17 protein-coding genes and 1 pseudogene are annotated in these 19,540 nt (G+C 56.5%); 6 read left to right on the top strand and 12 right to left on the bottom strand.

The annotated features are described in order from the left end of the window. Nucleotides 1-19 precede the first annotated feature (19 nt). Together PhaeoP97_RS20840 and PhaeoP97_RS20770 are read left to right on the top strand one after the other, a co-directional pair. Nucleotides 20-232, top strand: coding sequence for an RbsD/FucU domain-containing protein (locus PhaeoP97_RS20840; RefSeq protein ID WP_083570422.1), 213 nt, complete (start codon nt 20-22; stop codon nt 230-232). Beyond that, a pseudogene (locus tag PhaeoP97_RS20770) lies at nt 229-1,091 on the top strand (amidohydrolase family protein). Before PhaeoP97_RS20840 ends, PhaeoP97_RS20770 begins: the two are co-directional and overlap by 4 nt. 45 nt (nt 1,092-1,136) lie before the next feature. On the opposite strand, the gene PhaeoP97_RS06410 reads toward PhaeoP97_RS20770, so the two are convergent. The 3 genes from PhaeoP97_RS06410 to PhaeoP97_RS06400 form a co-directional block, all read right to left on the bottom strand. Beyond that, nucleotides 1,137-2,537, bottom strand: a complete 1,401-nt coding sequence (locus tag PhaeoP97_RS06410; protein WP_072504370.1) for a TRAP transporter large permease — start codon at nt 2,535-2,537, stop codon at nt 1,137-1,139. A 13-nt stretch (nt 2,538-2,550) separates the two neighbouring features. Further along, a complete protein-coding gene (locus PhaeoP97_RS06405; protein ID WP_072504369.1) occupies nt 2,551-3,201 on the bottom strand; it encodes a TRAP transporter small permease subunit in 651 nt (216 codons plus the stop codon). Nucleotides 3,202-3,282: 81 nt separating this feature from the next. Continuing rightward, nucleotides 3,283-4,299, bottom strand: a complete 1,017-nt coding sequence (locus PhaeoP97_RS06400) for a C4-dicarboxylate TRAP transporter substrate-binding protein (RefSeq protein ID WP_072504368.1) — start codon at nt 4,297-4,299, stop codon at nt 3,283-3,285. A gap of 607 nt (nt 4,300-4,906) precedes the next feature. Between PhaeoP97_RS06400 and acs the strand changes: the two genes are divergently transcribed. The 3 genes from acs to PhaeoP97_RS06385 all read left to right on the top strand — a co-directional run bounded on the left by acs (nt 4,907) and on the right by PhaeoP97_RS06385 (nt 8,253). Continuing rightward, nucleotides 4,907-6,868, top strand: a complete 1,962-nt coding sequence (gene acs, locus PhaeoP97_RS06395; protein WP_072504367.1) for an acetate--CoA ligase — start codon at nt 4,907-4,909, stop codon at nt 6,866-6,868. Between the two features lie 8 nt (nt 6,869-6,876). Then, complete coding sequence (locus PhaeoP97_RS06390) at nt 6,877-7,560, top strand: adenylate kinase (protein ID WP_072506338.1); 684 nt, start codon at nt 6,877-6,879, stop codon at nt 7,558-7,560. 192 nt (nt 7,561-7,752) lie between these two features. Further along, the gene (locus PhaeoP97_RS06385) at nt 7,753-8,253 is read left to right on the top strand and encodes a flavin reductase family protein (RefSeq protein ID WP_072506337.1); all 501 of its coding nucleotides are present in this window, start codon (nt 7,753-7,755) and stop codon (nt 8,251-8,253) included. A 41-nt stretch (nt 8,254-8,294) separates the two neighbouring features. On the opposite strand, the gene PhaeoP97_RS06380 is transcribed toward PhaeoP97_RS06385, so the two are convergent. The 8 genes from PhaeoP97_RS06380 to PhaeoP97_RS06345 all read right to left on the bottom strand — a co-directional run bounded on the left by PhaeoP97_RS06380 (nt 8,295) and on the right by PhaeoP97_RS06345 (nt 17,251). Further along, nucleotides 8,295-9,569, bottom strand: a complete 1,275-nt coding sequence (locus PhaeoP97_RS06380; protein ID WP_237028986.1) for a 4Fe-4S dicluster domain-containing protein — start codon at nt 9,567-9,569, stop codon at nt 8,295-8,297. 526 nt (nt 9,570-10,095) lie between these two features. Continuing rightward, nucleotides 10,096-10,314 (bottom strand): DUF6500 family protein, encoded by a 219-nt coding sequence (locus PhaeoP97_RS06375; protein WP_072506336.1) that lies wholly within the window; start codon nt 10,312-10,314, stop codon nt 10,096-10,098. 151 nt (nt 10,315-10,465) lie between these two features. Further along, nucleotides 10,466-11,452 (bottom strand): ABC transporter substrate-binding protein, encoded by a 987-nt coding sequence (locus PhaeoP97_RS06370; RefSeq protein WP_072504366.1) that lies wholly within the window; start codon nt 11,450-11,452, stop codon nt 10,466-10,468. 118 nt (nt 11,453-11,570) lie between these two features. Continuing rightward, nucleotides 11,571-12,416: an ABC transporter permease gene (locus PhaeoP97_RS06365; protein ID WP_072504365.1), complete on the bottom strand. Its 846-nt coding sequence runs from the start codon at nt 12,414-12,416 to the stop codon at nt 11,571-11,573. 88 nt (nt 12,417-12,504) lie between these two features. Further along, nucleotides 12,505-13,422 (bottom strand): ABC transporter permease, encoded by a 918-nt coding sequence (locus tag PhaeoP97_RS06360; protein ID WP_072504364.1) that lies wholly within the window; start codon nt 13,420-13,422, stop codon nt 12,505-12,507. A 96-nt stretch (nt 13,423-13,518) separates the two neighbouring features. Beyond that, nucleotides 13,519-14,358, bottom strand: a complete 840-nt coding sequence (locus PhaeoP97_RS06355) for an ABC transporter ATP-binding protein (RefSeq protein WP_072504363.1) — start codon at nt 14,356-14,358, stop codon at nt 13,519-13,521. A gap of 60 nt (nt 14,359-14,418) precedes the next feature. Further along, the gene (gene hydA, locus PhaeoP97_RS06350; protein WP_072504362.1) at nt 14,419-15,873 is read right to left on the bottom strand and encodes a dihydropyrimidinase; all 1,455 of its coding nucleotides are present in this window, start codon (nt 15,871-15,873) and stop codon (nt 14,419-14,421) included. A gap of 127 nt (nt 15,874-16,000) precedes the next feature. Next, nucleotides 16,001-17,251, bottom strand: a complete 1,251-nt coding sequence (locus PhaeoP97_RS06345; protein ID WP_072504361.1) for a Zn-dependent hydrolase — start codon at nt 17,249-17,251, stop codon at nt 16,001-16,003. Nucleotides 17,252-17,491: 240 nt separating this feature from the next. On the opposite strand from PhaeoP97_RS06345, the gene PhaeoP97_RS06340 reads away from it, so the two are divergent. Further along, on the top strand, nt 17,492-18,112 hold the full coding sequence (locus PhaeoP97_RS06340; RefSeq protein WP_072506335.1) for a TetR family transcriptional regulator C-terminal domain-containing protein: 621 nt from the start codon (nt 17,492-17,494) through the stop codon (nt 18,110-18,112). Between the two features lie 114 nt (nt 18,113-18,226). Here PhaeoP97_RS06340 and preA read toward each other — a convergent pair whose 3' ends face one another. Then, nucleotides 18,227-19,531 carry an NAD-dependent dihydropyrimidine dehydrogenase subunit PreA gene (preA, locus tag PhaeoP97_RS06335; RefSeq protein ID WP_072504360.1) on the bottom strand — a complete coding sequence of 435 codons (1,305 nt, stop codon included), beginning with the start codon at nt 19,529-19,531 and terminating at the stop codon, nt 18,227-18,229. Between the last annotated feature and the right edge of the window lie 9 nt (nt 19,532-19,540).

Raw genomic sequence — 19,540 nt, 5'->3', positions numbered from 1 at the left:
GAAGTCTGCCCGTCATCCGATTTGTGCAACAAAGCCCCCCCGATGCCGTACCGCCAATTGTCACAGAGTTTCAAACGATCGTAACGGACATAGCGGACACCCCTGCCCCCTTAGGCACCTAGAACGCTTTCCTTTCTATGATCGCGCCAAATCCGCTTTTGCAATCGTCCAGACTAGGCAAGCCCGTCCGTACGGAAATATCATCCTGAAGAAAGGCGTGATCGGACAATGATAGTTAAGGCGCATCACCATTTCTGGAAACCAGATCGCAGCGATTACGGTTGGCTGTCACCTGAACTGACCATTCTCTATCGCGAATTCTTGCCTGGTGATCTTGCGCCACTGTTCTCCCGCAATGGGGTCGGCAGAACGATCCTTGTACAGGCCGCCCCGCCAAATGCTGAAACAGAGTTTTTGCTATCCTTGGCTGACGAAACACCATCTGCCCTAGGCGTTGTCGGATGGGTTGATTTCGCAGGACACGGCGCTGCGGATGACATTGCGCGACAAGCCAAACACCCGAAACCAGTCGGATTGCGACCGATGATCCAAGGTATTCCCGACGACGACTGGATGCTCGATCCGCGCCTCACCTCAGCGTTCGACGCAATGGTGAAACATAATCTGATCTTTGATACACCGGCGCTTCCGCGGCACCTTCCAAGGCTTCGACTTCTGTTGCAGCGCCATCCTCAATTGCAAACGGTCGCTGACCACGGGGCCCAACCAGATCTCGCACCCGGCGCATTTGATATCTGGGCCAATGACATTGCTTTGATTGCACAAGACAGCGATGCGTATTGCACATTGCCTGGGCTCTTAACCGACGCAGGTGAGGACTGGGCCAGATCGGATATCACCCCTACATTGATCACTTGATAGCACAGTTCGGTTCGCATCGTCTGGTTTGGGGCCGCGACTGGCCGGTTCTGAACCTCGCGTCGGACTATGACAGCTGGCTCGAAATGGCGCTGTCATTCGTACCGGACAAGGCGGCACATACCGCAATATTCGAAAGCAACGCGGCCACGCTTAATAACTTGTGTATAGCATCACCGCAAAGCGCCCGCGAATACGCGTATAATACCTGAGTTACGCATCCGCAGGCGTTATAATGGACCTTCGCTCATCATCACTCACGCCAGGCTTGGCAACCAGAGAACAATTGCTGGAAAGGCCACCAGAAGGGCGATGGTAATGCCATCGGCGATGAAAAAGGGCGTGACGCCTTTGAACACATCCTGAACCGTCAGATCATCGCGGACACCTGCGACCACAAAGCAGTTGAGCCCGATGGGCGGTGTGATCAGGCAAAACTCGGCCATTTTCACCACCAGAATGCCAAACCAGATCGCACACATCGGCCCAGACATGCCAAATGTGCTTTCCGCTGCCGAAACATACTCACCGCCATTCAATGCCATGACAGCCGGGTAGACCACCGGCAGGGTCAAGAGCAACATCCCGATGGCATCCATAAACATGCCCAGCACGGCATAGGCCAAGAGGATGCAGACGAGGATCAGCATGGGCGACAGTGTCAGCGAAGTGATCCAGTCGGAAAACGCCGCGGGCAGTTCAGCAAAGCCCAGAAACCGCACATAAACCAATACGCCCCAGATAATGGTAAAGATCATCACCGACAATTTTGCAGTTTCCAGCAACGCATCCTTCAGCTGTGCCCACCGCATGCCCCGAAACAGCGCCATCAGAAAGACCACAAAGGCCCCGATCGCGCCACCTTCGGTGGGGGTACCCCAGGCGGCACCCCCAAAAGGGTTGTAAACAAACAGAATAATCGTCGCGACCACGAAAAGGATCGGCAGTGCGGGTGGCAGGGACACCAACCGTTCACGCCAGGTAAAACCGCGCACCGGCGGTCCGAACCCTTTGATCGTCACCGCCATGCCAATGATCAGCAGCGCATAGACCAGTGCCGAGAATGCGCCCGGGATGAACCCCGCCAATAGCAGTTTTCCGACATCCTGCTCTACGATGATCGCATAGATCACCAGAATTGCCGAAGGTGGGATCAGCGACGCAAGCGTGCCGCCAGCCGCCACAACGCCCGCCGCAAAACGTTTATCATAACCGATGGCCAGCATCTCCGGGATGGCGATCCTGGCAAAGACCGCAGAGGTCGCAACCGAGGCGCCAGAGACCGCCGCAAAGCCTGCCGTGGCAAAGACAGTTGAAACGGCAAGCCCGCCCGGAACCCAGGCCAGCCAGCGTTTGGCGGCCTCGAACAGTGCTTTGGTCAGCCCTGCATAATAGGCGAGATAGCCGATCAGGATGAAGGTCGGAATAAGGCTCAGTGCCTGACTTGAGACCTTGGAATGGGGGACTTGACCGGCGGTTTTGACCGCAATGGTCAATGCTTTGATAAAACGCGCCGGATCATAGCCAAACTTAGCCCAAAATATCCAGATCAGACCAACAAGCCCGGCCAAACCGGCCGCAAAGGCAACGCGCATTCCCAATAGGACCGTCGCCAGAAGAAAGCCGCTGACCCAAAGGCCAATTTCAATGGGTTCCATGTTTCCTGCCCCTTCAGTCGCGGTCGCTGGTGGCGACAGAGACGCCCCCGAGATGTTCTGCCTCAGCCGCGGCCTGCTCAGCTGCACTTTGGACCAGCGGTACCGCCGCCGGGCTTGCAAGGCCCAGCACCAGTGCACGGCCATACCCCCAAACCTGTAGCATCAAACGCAGGCACAGCACGCCAAAGGCAACCGGCGCCAGCAATTTGGCGGGCCAGATCGGCAGGCCGATGTCGATAGAGCTATCGCGGCTCCACAATGGTGCCGCAAAATCAAACGATCGGAGAAAATGCGACCAGCTGCCCCAGAGCAGTGCCAGCATCAGGACCAAGATCAAAAGAACCGAGATCAGCTCAAACAACCACAGCGCGCGCCCGCGAAGCGATGAAATCACCAGATCCATACGGATATGACTGCCGTCACGCTGCACAAAGGAGACGCCCATAAAGGCAATCAACGGCATGGCTTGCTCGATCCAATCCACATACCCCGGCAATGGCGCGTTGAAGGCGTTTCGGCCACCAACAGAGACCACCGCAAGCATCATCAGTGAAAATACTGCCAGCCCGCTGACCAGCGCCAATATGCGTTCCAGTTTCAACAGACCCCTGTCGACCCTGCTGATCAGACTGCCGTCCTCCAGCACAGCTGCGCCGCTTGCCATACCCTGCCCCCATCAGTTCCGTCGTGATATGCAAAAGGGGCCGGCTCGAATCCGCCAGCCCCTGTTTCAATTTTCTAATGATCAGCTGCCCGAGCGCACGTCGCTCAGGGTTTTCTGCACTAGGTCATAAAGCTCCTGCGCCGGAAGACCCTGCGCGCTCATATCCGCAATCCACTGTTCCCGGATCGGATCAGCCGCAACTTTGCGGAACTCTGCCAGTTGTGCGTCAGAGATCTCGACTTTCTCCACACCTTTCTCTTCCAGCACGGTATCCCATTTGGTCAGCAAAGCCGCGTAGTTTTCCAGATAATGGGCGATTGCCTCATCAACAGAGCTGTCGAGCGCCGCACGCTCAGCGTCACTTAGGGCATCATAGGCATCGGTATTGACCACAACGGGGCAATTCACGGTGCCGGGATTCAGGTTTGCGGTCCACCAATCGGCCTTGTTGATGGTCCCAAAGCTGAGGTGTGCGTGCTGGGCAAACGCCACTGTGTCCACCACGCCGGATTCCATCGCATTATAAGCCTCGGTCGCGGTCACAGAAGTTGGCACCGCACCAACTGCCGAAAACGCCTTGCCGATACCGCCGGTTGCGCGCACGCGCATGTCTTTGAACTCGGCAAGCTCATCACGCGGATCGCCGGTTCCGACCAGATTGTACTGCGGCATAGGAGAGGTCATCAGCAGCTTGGCATTCCAGCGCGCCAGATCCTTTTGCACCGCGGGGTGCGCATAGACGGCGTGGCTAACTGCAACCTCTTCCTCAAGATTATTCACGCCAAGGAACGGCAGTTCCAGAACGGTGATCGATGGGTTCTTGTCGCGGTGGTAGCCCGCGCAGAACTGCGCCATCTCGAAAGCACCAATGGAAATCCCGTCGAGGTTCTCCTTATTCTTGGACAGGCCGCCGTAACTGACATTCAGGGTGAATTCGCCGCCAGTCTTTTCCGAGACCAGTTCAGCCAGCTTTTCCACATGTTCGGTGAAAGCCCGACGTTTGCCCCAGACAGAGACATTCCATTCTGTCGCTGCTGCGCTGCCTGCAATGGACAGGCCCGCAATCGCCGCAGTTGCGGCGGTTAGATAAGTCTTCATGATTTCCTCCCAGTTTTTGCCTTTGTCCCCCCGTGCGCCCTATGTCTACCCAGCATTGCTGGGTGTCATGCCACAGTTCGTTCATGACATGTGGGACCGCGAGGTTGCAGGCATCTGGCCCCACGCTAGCGCCAAGCCAGCGCGCTGCCAACCCCGCAACGTCCGCGTGCGGGATGGGCACAAAATTCATAAGGTTGGCGCAAGGTTCGCAAGACTACCACAATACCTATGCAATGGTCACGGCGGTTGCGGATAACTATTAATCAGCCGACCTGACACAGTTTGCCGCAGGCCATGATGCCAGTCGCAGGTTGGCGATAGCGCCAGCATAGCGCGACTTTGATATCCGAACTGTCAAACACAGGGCGATCAATTTACAGGCAATGCTTTGATAAAAATATCAAAAAAATCTCATCAACGGGTATTTTTTACTAATACATACATGTCCCGGAAATTGATTTACAGGTAAATCCTTATTCTTTGGACACTTATTTCCTTATTTTCAAGCGTCGGTATTATCACTCTGGAGGACGGAAAAGGTTTGACACATGAGGCCATGCGCTGTGGTGTGCCAATCCGAGACTAGACTGGAGGGAGGGACACCAGCATGACCCAGGAGAGCGACAGCAAAGCCTACGCACCGTCAAAGGAGACGGTTGCACGCGCCCATGTCAATGCCACACAATATGATGAGATGTACGCTGCATCTATGCAGGACCCTGAGGGTTTCTGGCGTCAGCAGGCCGAGCGGATCGACTGGATCAAGCCTTTCACACAGGTGAAAGACGTCAATTTCACCCTCGGAAATGTTTCAATCAACTGGTATACTGATGGCACGCTGAATGTCGCTGCCAACTGCGTCGACCGCCATCTTGAGACACGCGGCGAGCAGACCGCAATCATCTGGGAACCTGACAGCCCGGATGAGCCAGCACAGCATATAACTTACAAGCAATTGCATACGCACGTCTGTCGCATGGCCAACGTGCTAGAGACTATGGGCGTGCGCAAGGGTGACCGGGTCGTGATCTACCTGCCGATGATCCCCGAAGCGGCCTATGCGATGCTGGCCTGTGCCCGCATCGGCGCAATTCACTCCATTGTTTTTGCCGGCTTCTCCCCCGACGCGCTCGCGGCACGGGTCAATGGCTGCGATGCCAAGGTCCTCATCACCGCGGATGAGGCCCCCCGCGGTGGCCGCAAGACCCCGCTGAAATCCAACGCCGACGCCGCACTCCTGCACACCAAGGACACTGTGAAATGTCTGGTGGTCAAACGCACCGGCGGCCAGACGACCTGGGTGGACGGGCGCGACTACGACTACAACGAGATGGCGCTGGAGGCGAACGACTACTCCAAACCCGCTGAGATGAACGCAGAAGATCCGCTGTTCATCCTCTACACCTCCGGCTCCACCGGCCAGCCCAAGGGCGTTGTCCATACCACGGGCGGCTACCTGACCTATGCGGCAATGACGCATGAGATCACCTTTGATTACCATGACGGCGATATCTACTGGTGCACGGCAGATGTCGGCTGGGTGACCGGTCATAGCTATATCGTCTACGGCCCGCTGGCCAATGGTGCCACCACGCTGATGTTTGAAGGCGTGCCAACCTTCCCCGATGCCAGCCGGTTCTGGCAGGTCTGTGACAAACATCAGGTAACGCAGTTCTACACGGCACCCACGGCATTGCGCGCGCTGATGGGTCAGGGCAATGAATGGGTCGAAAAATGCGACCTGTCCTCCCTGCGCACCCTTGGCACCGTGGGCGAGCCGATCAATCCCGAGGCCTGGACCTGGTACAATGATGTCGTCGGCAAAGGTAAATGCCCCATTGTCGATACTTGGTGGCAGACCGAAACTGGTGGCCATCTGATGACCCCGCTGCCCGGTGCCCATGCGACAAAACCCGGAGCCGCGATGAAGCCCTTCTTTGGTGTGGCCCCTGTTGTGCTTGACCCCCAATCGGGCGAAGAGATCGAGGGCAATGGCGTTGAGGGCGTTCTGTGCATCAAGGACAGCTGGCCCGGCCAGATGCGCTCTGTCTGGGGTGACCATGAGCGGTTCGAGAAGACGTATTTCTCAGACTACAAAGGCTACTACTTCACCGGCGACGGCTGCCGTCGCGATGCGGATGGCGACTATTGGATCACTGGCCGCGTCGATGACGTAATCAATGTCTCCGGCCACCGTATGGGCACAGCCGAGGTCGAAAGCGCGCTGGTCGCCCATGCCGCCGTGGCGGAGGCAGCCGTGGTCGGCTACCCGCATAGCATCAAGGGGCAAGGTATTTATTGCTATGTCACGCTAATGAACGACCGCGAGCCATCGGATGATCTATTGAAAGAGTTACGCGCATGGGTGCGTACCGAGATCGGCCCGATTGCCTCCCCGGATGTGATCCAATGGGCGCCCGGCCTGCCCAAGACTCGCTCAGGCAAGATTATGCGCCGAATCTTGCGAAAGATTGCTGAGAATGATTTTGGCGCGCTTGGTGACACCTCGACATTGGCTGATCCCTCAGTAGTCGATGATCTGATCGCAAACCGAGCCGACAAAGGATGATTGCCGATATGGACACCGCAGTTCTTACCCGCCCCGCTGTTTTGATCCTGCTCGGCCCTCCTGGTGCCGGCAAAGGGACGCAAGCGCGCAAATTGGAACAAGGGTTCGGCCTTGTGCAACTGTCGACCGGCGATCTGTTGCGGGCGGCAGTGGCTGCTGGCACACCTGCCGGTCTTACGGCGAAGGCAGTAATGGAGGCCGGCGAGCTGGTCAGCGATGAGATCGTGATCAACATCCTTCGCGACCGGCTGGCTGAACCGGACTGCGCCAAGGGCGTGATCCTTGACGGGTTCCCCCGCACCACGGTGCAGGCCGAAGCACTGGACCGGCTGCTGGCGGAATCGGGTCAGCAGATCAACGCCGCAGTCAGTCTTGAGGTGGATGACGCCGCTATGGTGGCCCGTGTTGCTGGCCGCTACACCTGTGGCGGCTGCGGCGAAGGCTATCACGATCAGTTCAAACAGCCGCGCGTTGCTGGTACTTGTGATCGCTGTGGCAGCACGGAAATGACCCGTCGCGCGGATGATAACGCTGAAACCGTAGGCAGCCGCCTGGCAGCCTATCATGCACAGACAGCCCCTTTGATCAGCTATTACGATGGTAAGGGCGTGCTACAACGAGTCGACGCGATGGGCGAGATTGATCATATTGCAACGTCTCTACAAAAAGTTGTGAGTGTTGCAACCACCTGATGGCGATGAATATCGCCAATATCAACCAAAGCGTGTTGTTGAAAAACCTATAAGATCGGGCAGGCTCGCAGAAATGTGAGCCTGTTTTCAATCCTCTCTGGTTTTTGAAGCTTTGCGTGCCACATTGGAACCTGGTGGACATTGCAGGTTTTGCATGGCACCAGCAACCAGAACGGATCAAAGGCGCGCGACATGTCTGAAACAAGCTTTATCCCTGGCCCCGACAGCCTGCGGGCCTATCGCGATGCCTTGGGATGTTTTGGAACCGGTGTCACTGTGGTCACAACCCGCACTGAGCGCGGGCCACTGGCAATTACCGCCAATAGTTTCACCTCTGTCTCAATGGATCCGCCGCTTTTGCTGTGGTGCCCGGCACGTCAATCCAAACGCCACGATCCCTTTGTTACCGCCTCCCATTTTGCCATTCACGTGATGGCGGAGGATCAGTTGGATATGGCAATGCAGTTTGCCCGCAATGGCGAGGATTTCTCATGTGTGCCGAATGCCCAGAATGACCAGGGAATACCTGTGCTGCCGGATGTGATTGCCCGGTTCGACTGCAAGCAGCACGCTTGTCATGATGGCGGTGATCATAGCATTTTGATTGGCGCCGTCCTGCGCACCACCAGTCGACCAGGCAAGGGGTTGATCTTCAAACGTGGCCAATACGGTGGGTTTCTAGAGCAAAGCTGAGTTTCGAAATCTGCCTCACTTTGGATCGCAACCAATACCAGCTAAGATAGTTTATCTTCTCGCGTCACTCCAAACAGCGACAATAGGCGCGTGCAATCGGGCAGCAGATCGCTTCTCTGCCTGGAGTTTTGCTGAGCTCGCCCAAGGGATGCAGGCTCTTCATCTGGGATACCGCTGACGGCCTCCTCAGACCAGCGCCCTGCCCCGTCCTTTGGCCAATCATCAGGCCCATCATGGTCGTGATCCTTGATGCGTCTGCAATCATGGGTACCGGCTGCTGGCAGAGGTCGGTGCAAGGGCCCTGCATCAACGCTCTCTAAGCCGCCCGTTGTATCTGTCCCGATGGCCGCCCCATCGCGGCCAAGCTGATCAATCGCACCAGAACCGGACATCCCGTCTGACCAACAAAAACTTGGATGTGTCAGGGAAACAGGTAGCCGATCGCGACAGATCTCTAAGCGCGGCACCAAACTCAGTGCGTTTTGTCCGCACACCGAAACACACAGCCCGCATTGCATGCAATCCGCTTCAACAAAATCAAGACCACTTCCGTTTTCTGTACCAATCAATGCGCTGGTCGGGCACACCCAGGTACAGGCCTGACACAAGGTACAATCCCCAGTGATTTCAATACCCCCATAGGGTGCATCCTGCGGTAGCGCGACGACATCCGCTGTCTCTGCCAAAGTGACACTGGCAAACAATTGAATCGCTTCGCGCCGATGAGACGGCTTGGCAATGCCTTTGGCGTCTTCGCTACGATGTGTGATCTCAGGCAACTGTCCGATGCCCTCTGACAACAACTGTTCAAGATGCGCCACGGAATGGAATAGCGCCACGCGCTCTTCCAGCCCAAGGCACGCCGCCAGTTCCATCTCCCGCAGCTGCGCAAGCCGTGCATTTTTTTCTTCCGCCGCCTCAAGCAACACCCAGTCGAACCCATCAGAAACCGCATGCAGAAGGTCCGCATGGCCTGCCCGTTCCAACCCGCTGGTTGCAGCAACAGTGACATTCATTCCCGACACGGAGACACGATCCTGCAAGCCAATTAGCCGCGCCCGCGTCTGGGCGTCATGCAGCACCAATACCTGATCAATGCGCTCTGGTTGAAGTTCCTCGTTTTTGGTCTGTTGCACTCTTCGTGCCGTGGCAGCCGCGCACAATGCGGCCAGCGGCCAGCGTACATCGCTCTCCGGGTTATACCGCCGATAGGAAGACCCAGGATGGGACACCCGGACGGTTTGCCTGCGATCTAGCAGCTCTTGCGCTCCGGGCTGAGACCGAAGACTTAGTTGCACATTTTCCCAGATAGTCATGGCCTATCCTTTCGGATTGAGAACCAAACCACAGCCAATACGCCCCATCGTTTGATAATTTCAGACTACCACGGATTCTCTACCTGTAACGTGTAATCAAAAATTAGACTCAACTTTTAACTGTCATTTATCCCTTATAACGACCCGGTTCCTGCCAAGAGTTCTGTTCCGATCTTGGTTCTCGCCGTGTTCATATCGCGCTGGTGACGCACATGTTGGAAATCAGCGCCTCAAAGGCTGATCCATGACGGCACCGACAATGCACCGCCAGATAAGAAAGAGTGTCGTCTCCTTCCGCCTGACGTGATTTCGGTCCTCACAGGCAGGGCCCATACGTTAAAGCGGGGGCTGGATCTTGCTTCCCCTGCAAGAAGGTCCCAACGCCGGTCTCAGTGGCCCGCTGATGTATCCACTGGATAAGATACAAGGCGTTCAATGCCGGACAGCGGATGCCGGGTAGAGATCTGGGGCTGCGACACGATGCAAGCGGTCGACAAAATATAGCTAAGTCGATCGGGCTTAGCCGTCAGGCGCCCGCCTCGACCATATCGCGGATCTTTACCGCTTTTTCAAAATGGTCCAATTCATGGGTCTTGATCCACCATTCCGCCGCTTCCATCAGCAGCACAGGGTCGTCATTTCGGTTCGCAAAGAATGCATAGAAAGACAGGCCTACGGTTTCCCCTTTCTTGGTGATTTTATCATTGCAGACCGTGATGATCTTGGCCCTTAAACTGTTTCTCAAATTGACCGCCCAATCAAATTCATACTGCGCGTCGATCGCTCTGGATAACGCAAGAAAACACGCAGGCGAACCTGCGCTAAAAAATCCATTCTGCAAACCAAACGCCCCCGCCCGCTAACGCGGACAGGGGCATCGTTTAAGCGCCTCGCAATCAGTTCAGGGCAGCATCAGTGATGACATGCGTCCAAGCGCCAGCAGGCTCCTTGGTGATCACCGGGCTAGAGCCGCCGTCAAGCAACGTCTTCACGGTGCGCTGGTAATCCTCTTCGCTCAGCGCGCCATTGCTGCCCGCAGTCAGCTTGGCGACCTCAGACATCATGCGCTTTTGATGTTCTTCGGTCTGGGCACCAGAGGCATCATTGTCCAGCACGATTTCGGCTGCGTCATCCGGGTTTTCCTCAGCCCACTTCCAGCCTTTCATCGATGCGCGTACAAAGCGCTGCATCTTATCGACAAAGGCTGGATCACTGAGGTTGTCCTCCAACACATACAACCCATCCTCCAGCGTCGCGACGCCCTGATCCTCGTATTTGAAGGTAATCAGCTCATCTGGGGCAACACCGGCGTCAATAACCTGCCAATATTCGTTGTAGGTCATGGTCGAAATACAATCCGCCTGACGCTGTAACAAGGGATCCACATTGAAGCCCTGCTTCAAGACCTCAACGCCCTTATCACCCTTGCCTTCGGTGGAAATGCCCATCTGGCTCATCCAGCTCATGAATGGGAACTCGTTGCCAAAGAACCAAACCCCCAGTGTGCGATTGGCCAGATCCTCTGGTGCCGCGATACCGGTGTCTTTCCAGCAGGTCAGCATCATGCCCGAACTTTTGTAAGGTTGGGCGATGTTAACAAGCGGCAGGCCTTTTTCACGCGCGGCAAGGGCTGCGGGCATCCATTCAACGGTCACATCAGCGCCGCCACCGGCGATCACTTGCGTCGGTGCAATATCCGGACCACCGGGCAGAATGGTCACATCCAGGTTTTCCGCTTCATAGAACCCTTGGTCCAAAGCGACATAGTAGCCAGCGAACTGGGCTTGCGTCACCCACTTCAATTGCAACTTCACCTCGTCAGCGGCTTGTGCAACCGATGCGGTTCCCAGCGCCATGGCGGCGGCTGTCAGCAATGTTTTCATCGTCTTCTCCCTGTTGTTATGTCTATTGTTATTGCGAAACTCTGCGCGAATTCCCCTGTGTTATCCAAGGTTTTTTCATCATCGAGCCAAGATACAAAGGCCATGTCAGAGCCTCAGCTTACCCCCGTTGCGACGGATGCCAGAAAGTAAGCGTTTTCTCAAACAGTGCCATCACACCGTAAAACGCCGACCCCGCAAGGGCTGCCACCAAAATTTCGGCCCAGACCATATCCAGCGCCAATTGCCCAACCGAGGTCGAGATTCGAAAGCCCATGCCGACAGTCGGTGAGCCAAAGAACTCAGCCACAATCGCCCCAACCAATGCCAAAGTCGTCGAGATCTTGAGCCCGTTGAAGATGAACGGCAAAGCAGCAGGCAAGCGTAACTTAAAAAAGCTCTGCCAATAACTGGCCGCATAGGTTTGCATCAAATCGCGCTGCATCGCTGAGGTCTCGCGCAAGCCAGCAACCGTGTTCACAAGAACCGGGAAGAACACCATCACAACAACAACCGCCGCCTTGGACTGCCAATCGAATCCAAACCACATCACCAGGATAGGTGCAGTGCCAACAATCGGCAGTGCCGCCACAAAATTCCCCACTGGCAATAGACCCCGGCGCAGAAAATCACTGCGATCAACCGCAATCGCCATCAGCAGCGCTGCTGTGCAGCCAATCAGATAACCGGACAGAGCGCCCTTCAAAATCGTTTGTTGAAAATCTTGCCAAAGGATCGGCAGGCTCGCAGCAAATCGCGTCACGATCAAAGAAGGCGCTGGCAGGATCACGAGAGACACCTCAAGCCCGCGCACCAGCAGTTCCCAAACGATCAGCACAACAATACCAAAGATGATCGGCACTGCCAGTTTCACTGCGCGGGTATCAGCCGCAACACTATTGGCCAGGCGGCTATTGACCCACCACCCTGCGCACCAGATCAGGATCGCTAAGATGACCATCACCATGTCCGGTCTCCTTCTTTCACCTTTGAACAAATATCCTGGCGGAGCCATGGCTGCATCGCGATGACAGCACCCCCTTGCGACCGAATTGTCATGCCTGCACCCCCATCCGTTTCAGCACACGTCGCTCGATCAAGCCAAGCAGCGCCACCAGAACAGCCGCCAGAATGGCTGCTGCAAACAGCGCCGACCAGATCTGCACTGTCTGCCCGTAGTAGCTGCCGGCCAGCAATCGCGCGCCAAGCCCAGCAACAGCCCCGGTGGGCAATTCGCCAACAATAGCCCCGATAAGAGACGCGGCGATACCAATCTTGAGCGAGGCAAAAAGATAGGGCATCGAAGCCGGAAACCGAAGTTTCCAAAACCCCTGACCGGTGCTTGCGCCATAGGTCTTTAACAGATCCAACTGCATCTGATCCGGGCTGCGCAGCCCTTTGACCATACCAACCACAACCGGAAAGAAGCTGAGATAGGCCGAGATGATCGCCTTGGGAAGGATCCCCTGCACCCCAATTGAATAGAGCACCACGATAATCATTGGTGCCAGGGCGATGATGGGAATGGTCTGGCTTACAATTGCCCAGGGCATCACTGACATGTCCATCACGCGCGAATGAACGATCCCAACCGCCAATAAAATGCCAAGCCCGGTGCCAATCACAAACCCAAGCAAGGTCGCAGAGAGCGTAACCTGACCATGGTAGATCAGGCTGCGTTTTGAGGTGATCCGTTTTTCGACGGTAGTCTGCCACAGCTCTACCGCCACCTGATGTGGGGCCGGCAGACGCGGCCGATCCTGAGACCAGACCTCTGAGATCGCAAAGCTGTTGTCGGCCACCAACCCCAGCGCGCTCATTTCGCGACGCTCTCGGGCCGTGGCGGGGGTGATTTCAACGCCTGCACGCTCGGCTCCGTCCAGTACCCCCTTGATATTCATCGGCACGCAGGCTGCGTACCAGATAGCCGCCATCACGGCGAGTACGGTCAAAACTGCAATAGCTGTTTTCATTGCCCACACCCTCCCGCACCCGCCGCTATCCGCCTAGGTTCGGCGAGGTCGCTGTCACACAGATCGCCTGAGGCACCGCACTTGAATCTGTACAAATCACTCATCTGAATGCCCCGCACGCAGCCCATCGCGCACGCGGTGGGCAATGTCGATAAATGCCTGGCTGTCGCGGATATCGAGCGGCCGCTCTTTGGGCAAAGGGCTGTCAATCACATCGTGAATACGGCCGGGACGCGGGGACATCACCACGATCTTGGTCGAGAGGTAAACCGCTTCAGGGATTGAATGGGTGACAAAGCCAATAGTCTTGTTGGTGCGCGCCCACAGTTTAAGAAGCTGCTCGTTCAGATGATCTCGTACAATCTCATCCAAGGCGCCAAAAGGCTCATCCATCAAAAGAATATCGGCATCAAAGGCCAAGGCGCGCGCAATGCTTGCCCGCTGCTGCATCCCCCCTGACAGCTGCCACGGGTATTTTCCACCAAATCCTGCCAGCTCGACCAGCTCAAGCACCCGGTCAACCCGCTTGTTCTGCTCCGCCTTTGAATAGCCCATGATCTCCAGCGGCAGCTTGATATTCTTGGCAATGCTGCGCCACGGATACAGCCCTGCGGCCTGAAACACATAGCCGTACGCCCGGTTTCGCCGTGCCTCATCCGGCGTCATACCATTAACGCTCAAGCTGCCACCGGTGGGCTGTTCCAGTCCTGCGATACACCGCAGAAACGTGGTCTTGCCACAACCAGAGGGGCCAATAAAGGAGACGAAGTCGCCCTTATTGATGGTCAGATTCACATCTTTCAACGCATGAACCGGCCCATCCCCAGTCTGAAATGTCAGATCAAGTTCTTTCGCCTCGATGACACTGGATTGCAGGGTGGTCTCGGAAGCGGCGGCCTGGGGGTGGAGGGCCTGGGTGGTCGTTTCCATGTTCATTTCTTCGCCTCAATTTCACGCAGGAAAACGGGCCGCCAATGCTGGCAGCCCGTCCCTGAATTACACACCTGTCGCCGGAATGCCCGACCGCGCCACCGGACGCGGCGCAGTCAAATCTTTCCAGGTCGATAGCGCCTTGTTCACGGTGGTATTGGCCTCGCGTTCCACAAATTTACCATGGCCTTCCTGACAACGGATTTCCCCGTCATGAACCGCCACATGGCCCCGTGTCAGGGTATATCTGGGCAGACCTTTGATCTCTTTGCCCTCAAACACGTTGTAATCAATTGCCGATTGTTGCGATGCCGCCGAAATCGTCTTGGTCTTTGCCGGATCCCAGACAACGAGATCCGCATCAGCGCCAACCAGAACTGCGCCCTTTTTGGGATAGCAATTCAATATCTTGGCGATATTAGTTGATGTCACTGCGACAAATTCATTGGGTGTCAGCCGGCCTGTTTCCACCCCATGGGTCCAAAGCATCGGCATCCGGTCTTCCAGCCCGCCGGTGCCGTTGGGAATCTTCGTGAAATCACCCACACCATAGCGTTTCTGCTCAGTCGAAAACGCGCAGTGATCCGTCGCCACCACCGACAACGACCCGGACTGAAGCCCCGCCCAAAGACTGTCCTGATGCTGTTTGTTGCGGAACGGCGGCGACATCACTCGGCGCGCGGCATGGTCCCAATCGGAGTTGAAATACTCACTCTCATCCAGTGTCAGATGCTGAATGAGCGGCTCGCCCCAGACACGTTTGCCCTGCATGCGGGCACGGCGAATGGCCTCGTGGCTGTCTTCGCAGGAGGTATGCACCACATAAAGCGGCACGCCAGCCATATCGGCAATCATGATGGCGCGGTTGGTGGCCTCGCCCTCCACCTGCGGCGGGCGGGAATAGGCATGCGCCTCGGGACCATTGTTGCCCTCCGCCAAGAGCTTGGCCGACAATTCGGCCACCACATCGCCGTTTTCGGCATGCACCATGGCAATACCGCCCAGCTCCGACAACCGCTGGAAGGAGGCATACAGTTCATCATCATTTACCATCAACGCGCCCTTATAGGCCATGAAGTGTTTGAAGGTGTTGATGCCCCGCGTTTCAATGACGGTCTTCATATCGTCAAAGACCTGCTCCCCCCACCATGTCACCGCCATGTGAAAGGAGTAGTCGCAGTTCGCACGGGTGGATTTATTGTCCCAGCGCTTGAGCGCGTCCAGCAGGCTCTCACCCGGATTGGGCAGCGCAAAATCCACCACCATAGTGGTGCCACCTGCCAACCCCGCCCGAGTGCCGGACTCAAAATCATCCGACGAATAGGTGCCCATGAAGGGCATCTCCAAATGCGTATGCGGATCGATCCCGCCCGGCATCACGTAGCAGCCAGAGGCGTCCAGCTCCTCGTCGCCTTTCAGGTTTGGGCCGATTTCGGTGATCACACCGTTCTCGATCAGCACATCCGCCTTATAGGTCAGATCTGCGGTCACAACGGTGCCGTTTCGGATGACTTTCGTCATAATCTGTCTCCCTGTGAGAGCGCGGTCATTGCCGCATCATATCTTGTCGGTCTGTCCCCGACCGGAAGGCTTCTTCTGGCCCAAATATCCCGGGGAAGTCGCGCAGCGCGCGACGGGGGCAGCGCCCCTATGCGACAATCTCCGCCGTTTCCAGCACAGCGTGCAACATCACATCGGTTCCAGCTGCGGCCCAATCCTTGGAAATATCCTCAGCCTCGTTGTGGCTTAGCCCTCCGACGCAAGGACACATGATCATCGCGGTCGGGGCCAGATCGTTGATCCAGCAGGCATCATGCCCGGCGCCGGAGACGATATCCGTATGGCTATAGCCCAGCCGCTCAGCGGCGGAGCGCACCGCGCTCACGCAGCCCTCGTCAAAGGTGACAGGATCAAAATGTCCGACCGGCTCAATCTCAAGTCCAAGGCCAAGCTCATCAGCGATTTCCTTCGCCTTCACCTCATATTGCGCCCGCATGGAGGTCAGTTTCTCCAAATCCGGAGACCGGAAATCGACGGTGAAAACCACCTTTCCAGGGATCACATTGCGTGAATTGGGATAGACATCGCAGTGACCAACAGCGCCCACGGCATGGGGTTGATGGGCCATGGCGATCTGATGTGCCGCCTCGGTCATCCGGGCCATACCCAAGCCCGCATTGACCCGCATGTTCATCGGGGTGGAGCCGGTATGCGCATCCTTGCCCGTGACGGTGCATTGCAGCCACCACAGTCCCTGACCATGAGTGACCACACCGATATCCTTGTTTTCCACTTCAAGGATTGGCCCTTGTTCAATATGCAGCTCAAACATCGCGTGCATCTTGCGGGCGCCAACCTGCTCGTCACCGACCCAGCCGATGCGCTTCAACTCGTCACCGAATGTTTTTCCGTCAGCGTCTTCGCGCGCGTAGGCCCAGTCCTGCGTGTGTTTTCCGGCAAAAACACCAGATGCCAGCATCGCAGGTGCAAACCGCGTGCCTTCCTCATTGGTCCAATTGGTCACGACAATCGGATGTTTGGTCTTGATCCCAAGATCATTGAGCGTGCGGACAACTTCCAACCCGCCCAACACCCCAAGGACACCGTCATATTTGCCCCCTGTGGGCTGCGTATCCAGATGAGATCCCATATAAACCGGCAGCGCATCGGGGTCGGTTCCTTCCCGCCGGGCAAACATATTGCCCATCGTGTCCAGCCCCATCGTGCAGCCTGCCGCCTCACACCACGACTGAAACAGCGCGCGCCCTTTGGCATCCTCATCCGTGAGGGTCTGGCGATTGTTGCCACCCGCCACGCCGGGGCCGATTTTGGCCATATCCATCAGGCTGTCCCACAGCCTGTCACTATTGATCTTCAGATTCTGTCCAAGCGACGTCATCTCAGCTTCCTTCCCTGTTGCCCCACTTTGCGTGAGGTCATTCGGCTTTGCGCCGTATCGGTGGCTTTGAAACGCTGGTCATGATTTGACCAACTGGTCAAACTCAGGCTATCACGGGTGGACATTCAGTCAAGAAATTGCGTCTAACAAGATCAGAAAATACCGGATCTCACAAACCGGTTGACCAAAATTCGGGCGTGCAGCGGTTTTGCAGCCCTGACGGAGAGCCTGAACAGACAGATGCCCAAAGATCGCAACCCGACCCGCATTCAGAAAAAGAATCGCGCCACCATTCTTGAGGCCGCACTTGAGGTATTTTCAAATCACGGGTTCCGTGGTGCAACAGTCGATCAGATCGCCCGAGCCGCCGGGCTAAGCAAACCCAATCTGCTCTATTATTTCCCCTCCAAAGAAGCGATTTTCACCGAACTACTGTCTGGGCTTCTGGACACATGGCTTGACCCGCTGCGCGCGATAGATCCTGCGGGCGATCCGCTGGAAGAACTGCTGGCCTATGTACAGCGCAAATTGCAGATGAGCCGGGACTTCCCACGCGAAAGTCGGCTATTTGCCAATGAGATCGTGCAGGGTGCGCCGCGAATGCTGGACACCCTGTCCAAGGATCTGAAACCTCTGCTGGAAGAAAAAGCGAATCTGATCGAAGGCTGGATGAGCGCTGGCAAGCTGAACCCGACCCATCCGAAACACCTGTTGTTTTCGGTCTGGTCCCTGACGCAACACTACGCCGATTTCGATGTCCAGGTGCGGACGTTGATGAGCGATGAAGATCCGTTTGATGCGGCACCAGAGCATCTGGACCGCATGTTTCGCCGTATGCTCACCCCGTCAATCGTGGGCTGACACGTCACTTTCTCTAAAAACAAAGGGAAACGGCGCGTCCTATGGAACGCGCCGTTTTTCTATACTCTTAAGCGGAGAAGAAGCCCGACCAGATACGTGGTCGGCGCCTCGCGATCACTCCGCCGCAGTTGCTGACGGGTTGTTGGGATGTGTGGTCCAGTTGGCGTAGTCGTCCGAGACCACCTTTCCGGTACGCTCATCAATCTGGCCAACGGGCAGCTCTTCCATAGTTATGCAGCCTTCGACCGGGCAAACATTGACACAGAGGTTACAGGCCACACATTCGTCATCCTTGACGGTAAAGACCCGGTCTTCGCTCATTGCGATGGCCTGATGCGAGGTGTCTTCGCAAGCGGCAAAGCAGCGGCCGCATTTGATGCAATCATCCTGATTGATCTTTGCCTTGGCGATATAGTTCAGGTCCAGATACTGCCAGTCGGTGACATTGGGGACAGCTTTGCCGACGAAATCATCCAGTCGGTCATAGCCTTTGTCGTCCATCCACTGGTTCAGGCCAGAGATCATCTCCTTCACCACATTGAAGCCATAGGTCATGGCGGCGGTGCAGACCTGCACATTGCCAGCGCCCATGGTCATGAACTCCGCCGCGTCGCGCCAGGTGGTAACGCCGCCGATGGCCGAAATCGGCAGACCATGGGTTTGCGGGCAACGGGCAATTTCGGCCACCATATTCAGCGCGATCGGCTTCACCGCCGGACCGCAATAACCGCCGTGTGTACCCTTGTCGCCAATGGTCGGCTCTGGTGCCATGGCATCCAGATTTACTGACACGATGGAGTTAATGGTGTTGATCAAGCTGACCGCATCTGCCCCGCCAGCCTTGGCCGCACGTGCAGGCTGGCGAATATCAGTGATATTCGGCGTCAGCTTTACGATCACCGGTTTGGAGTAGTATTTCTTGCACCATTCCGTGACCATCTGAATGTATTCCGGCACCTGCCCCACGGCAGAGCCCATACCACGTTCCGCCATCCCATGCGGGCAGCCGAAGTTCAGTTCAATGCCGTCGGCCCCGGTGGCTTCGACACGCGGCAGGATGTCCTTCCACGCCTGCTCTTCACAGGGCACCATCAGGGAGACGATGATGGCGCGATCCGGGTAGTCTTTCTTCACACGGGTGATTTCTTCCAGGTTCACCTCCAGCGGGCGGTCGGTGATCAGCTCGATATTGTTGAGCCCGAGGAGCCGACGATCCGCGCCCCAGATGGCACCATAACGTGGGCCGTTCACGTTGACCACGGGCGGACCTTCGGAGCCGAGGGTCTTCCAGACTACCCCTCCCCAGCCCGCCTCAAACGCACGGCGCACGTTGTATTCTTTGTCCGTTGGCGGCGCAGAAGCGAGCCAGAACGGGTTCGGAGATTTAATCCCCAGAAAATCTGCTGTTAGATCAGCCATTTGTCTGTT

This window comes from Phaeobacter porticola, from assembly GCF_001888185.1.
GTDB lineage: Bacteria > Pseudomonadota > Alphaproteobacteria > Rhodobacterales > Rhodobacteraceae > Phaeobacter > Phaeobacter porticola.
The sequence above is the reverse complement of the archived record's forward strand: the minus strand, read 5'-3'. Positions and strand labels throughout refer to the sequence as shown.

What these genes read in the sequence shown, in the direction of transcription:
- PhaeoP97_RS06400 (WP_072504368.1), bottom strand. Translation starts at nt 4,299, where the DNA reads ATGAAGACTTATCTAACCGCCGCAACTGCGGCGATTGCGGGCCTGTCC.
- PhaeoP97_RS06405 (WP_072504369.1), bottom strand. Translation starts at nt 3,201, where the DNA reads ATGGCAAGCGGCGCAGCTGTGCTGGAGGACGGCAGTCTGATCAGCAGG.
- preA (WP_072504360.1), bottom strand. Translation starts at nt 19,531, where the DNA reads ATGGCTGATCTAACAGCAGATTTTCTGGGGATTAAATCTCCGAACCCG.
- acs (WP_072504367.1), top strand. Translation starts at nt 4,907, where the DNA reads ATGACCCAGGAGAGCGACAGCAAAGCCTACGCACCGTCAAAGGAGACG.
- PhaeoP97_RS06360 (WP_072504364.1), bottom strand. Translation starts at nt 13,422, where the DNA reads ATGAAAACAGCTATTGCAGTTTTGACCGTACTCGCCGTGATGGCGGCT.
- PhaeoP97_RS06365 (WP_072504365.1), bottom strand. Translation starts at nt 12,416, where the DNA reads ATGGTGATGGTCATCTTAGCGATCCTGATCTGGTGCGCAGGGTGGTGG.
- PhaeoP97_RS06385 (WP_072506337.1), top strand. Translation starts at nt 7,753, where the DNA reads ATGTCTGAAACAAGCTTTATCCCTGGCCCCGACAGCCTGCGGGCCTAT.
- PhaeoP97_RS06380 (WP_237028986.1), bottom strand. Translation starts at nt 9,569, where the DNA reads ATGACTATCTGGGAAAATGTGCAACTAAGTCTTCGGTCTCAGCCCGGA.
- hydA (WP_072504362.1), bottom strand. Translation starts at nt 15,873, where the DNA reads ATGACGAAAGTCATCCGAAACGGCACCGTTGTGACCGCAGATCTGACC.
- PhaeoP97_RS06370 (WP_072504366.1), bottom strand. Translation starts at nt 11,452, where the DNA reads ATGAAAACATTGCTGACAGCCGCCGCCATGGCGCTGGGAACCGCATCG.
- PhaeoP97_RS06355 (WP_072504363.1), bottom strand. Translation starts at nt 14,358, where the DNA reads ATGAACATGGAAACGACCACCCAGGCCCTCCACCCCCAGGCCGCCGCT.
- PhaeoP97_RS06390 (WP_072506338.1), top strand. Translation starts at nt 6,877, where the DNA reads ATGGACACCGCAGTTCTTACCCGCCCCGCTGTTTTGATCCTGCTCGGC.
- PhaeoP97_RS06410 (WP_072504370.1), bottom strand. Translation starts at nt 2,537, where the DNA reads ATGGAACCCATTGAAATTGGCCTTTGGGTCAGCGGCTTTCTTCTGGCG.
- PhaeoP97_RS06345 (WP_072504361.1), bottom strand. Translation starts at nt 17,251, where the DNA reads ATGACGTCGCTTGGACAGAATCTGAAGATCAATAGTGACAGGCTGTGG.
- PhaeoP97_RS06340 (WP_072506335.1), top strand. Translation starts at nt 17,492, where the DNA reads ATGCCCAAAGATCGCAACCCGACCCGCATTCAGAAAAAGAATCGCGCC.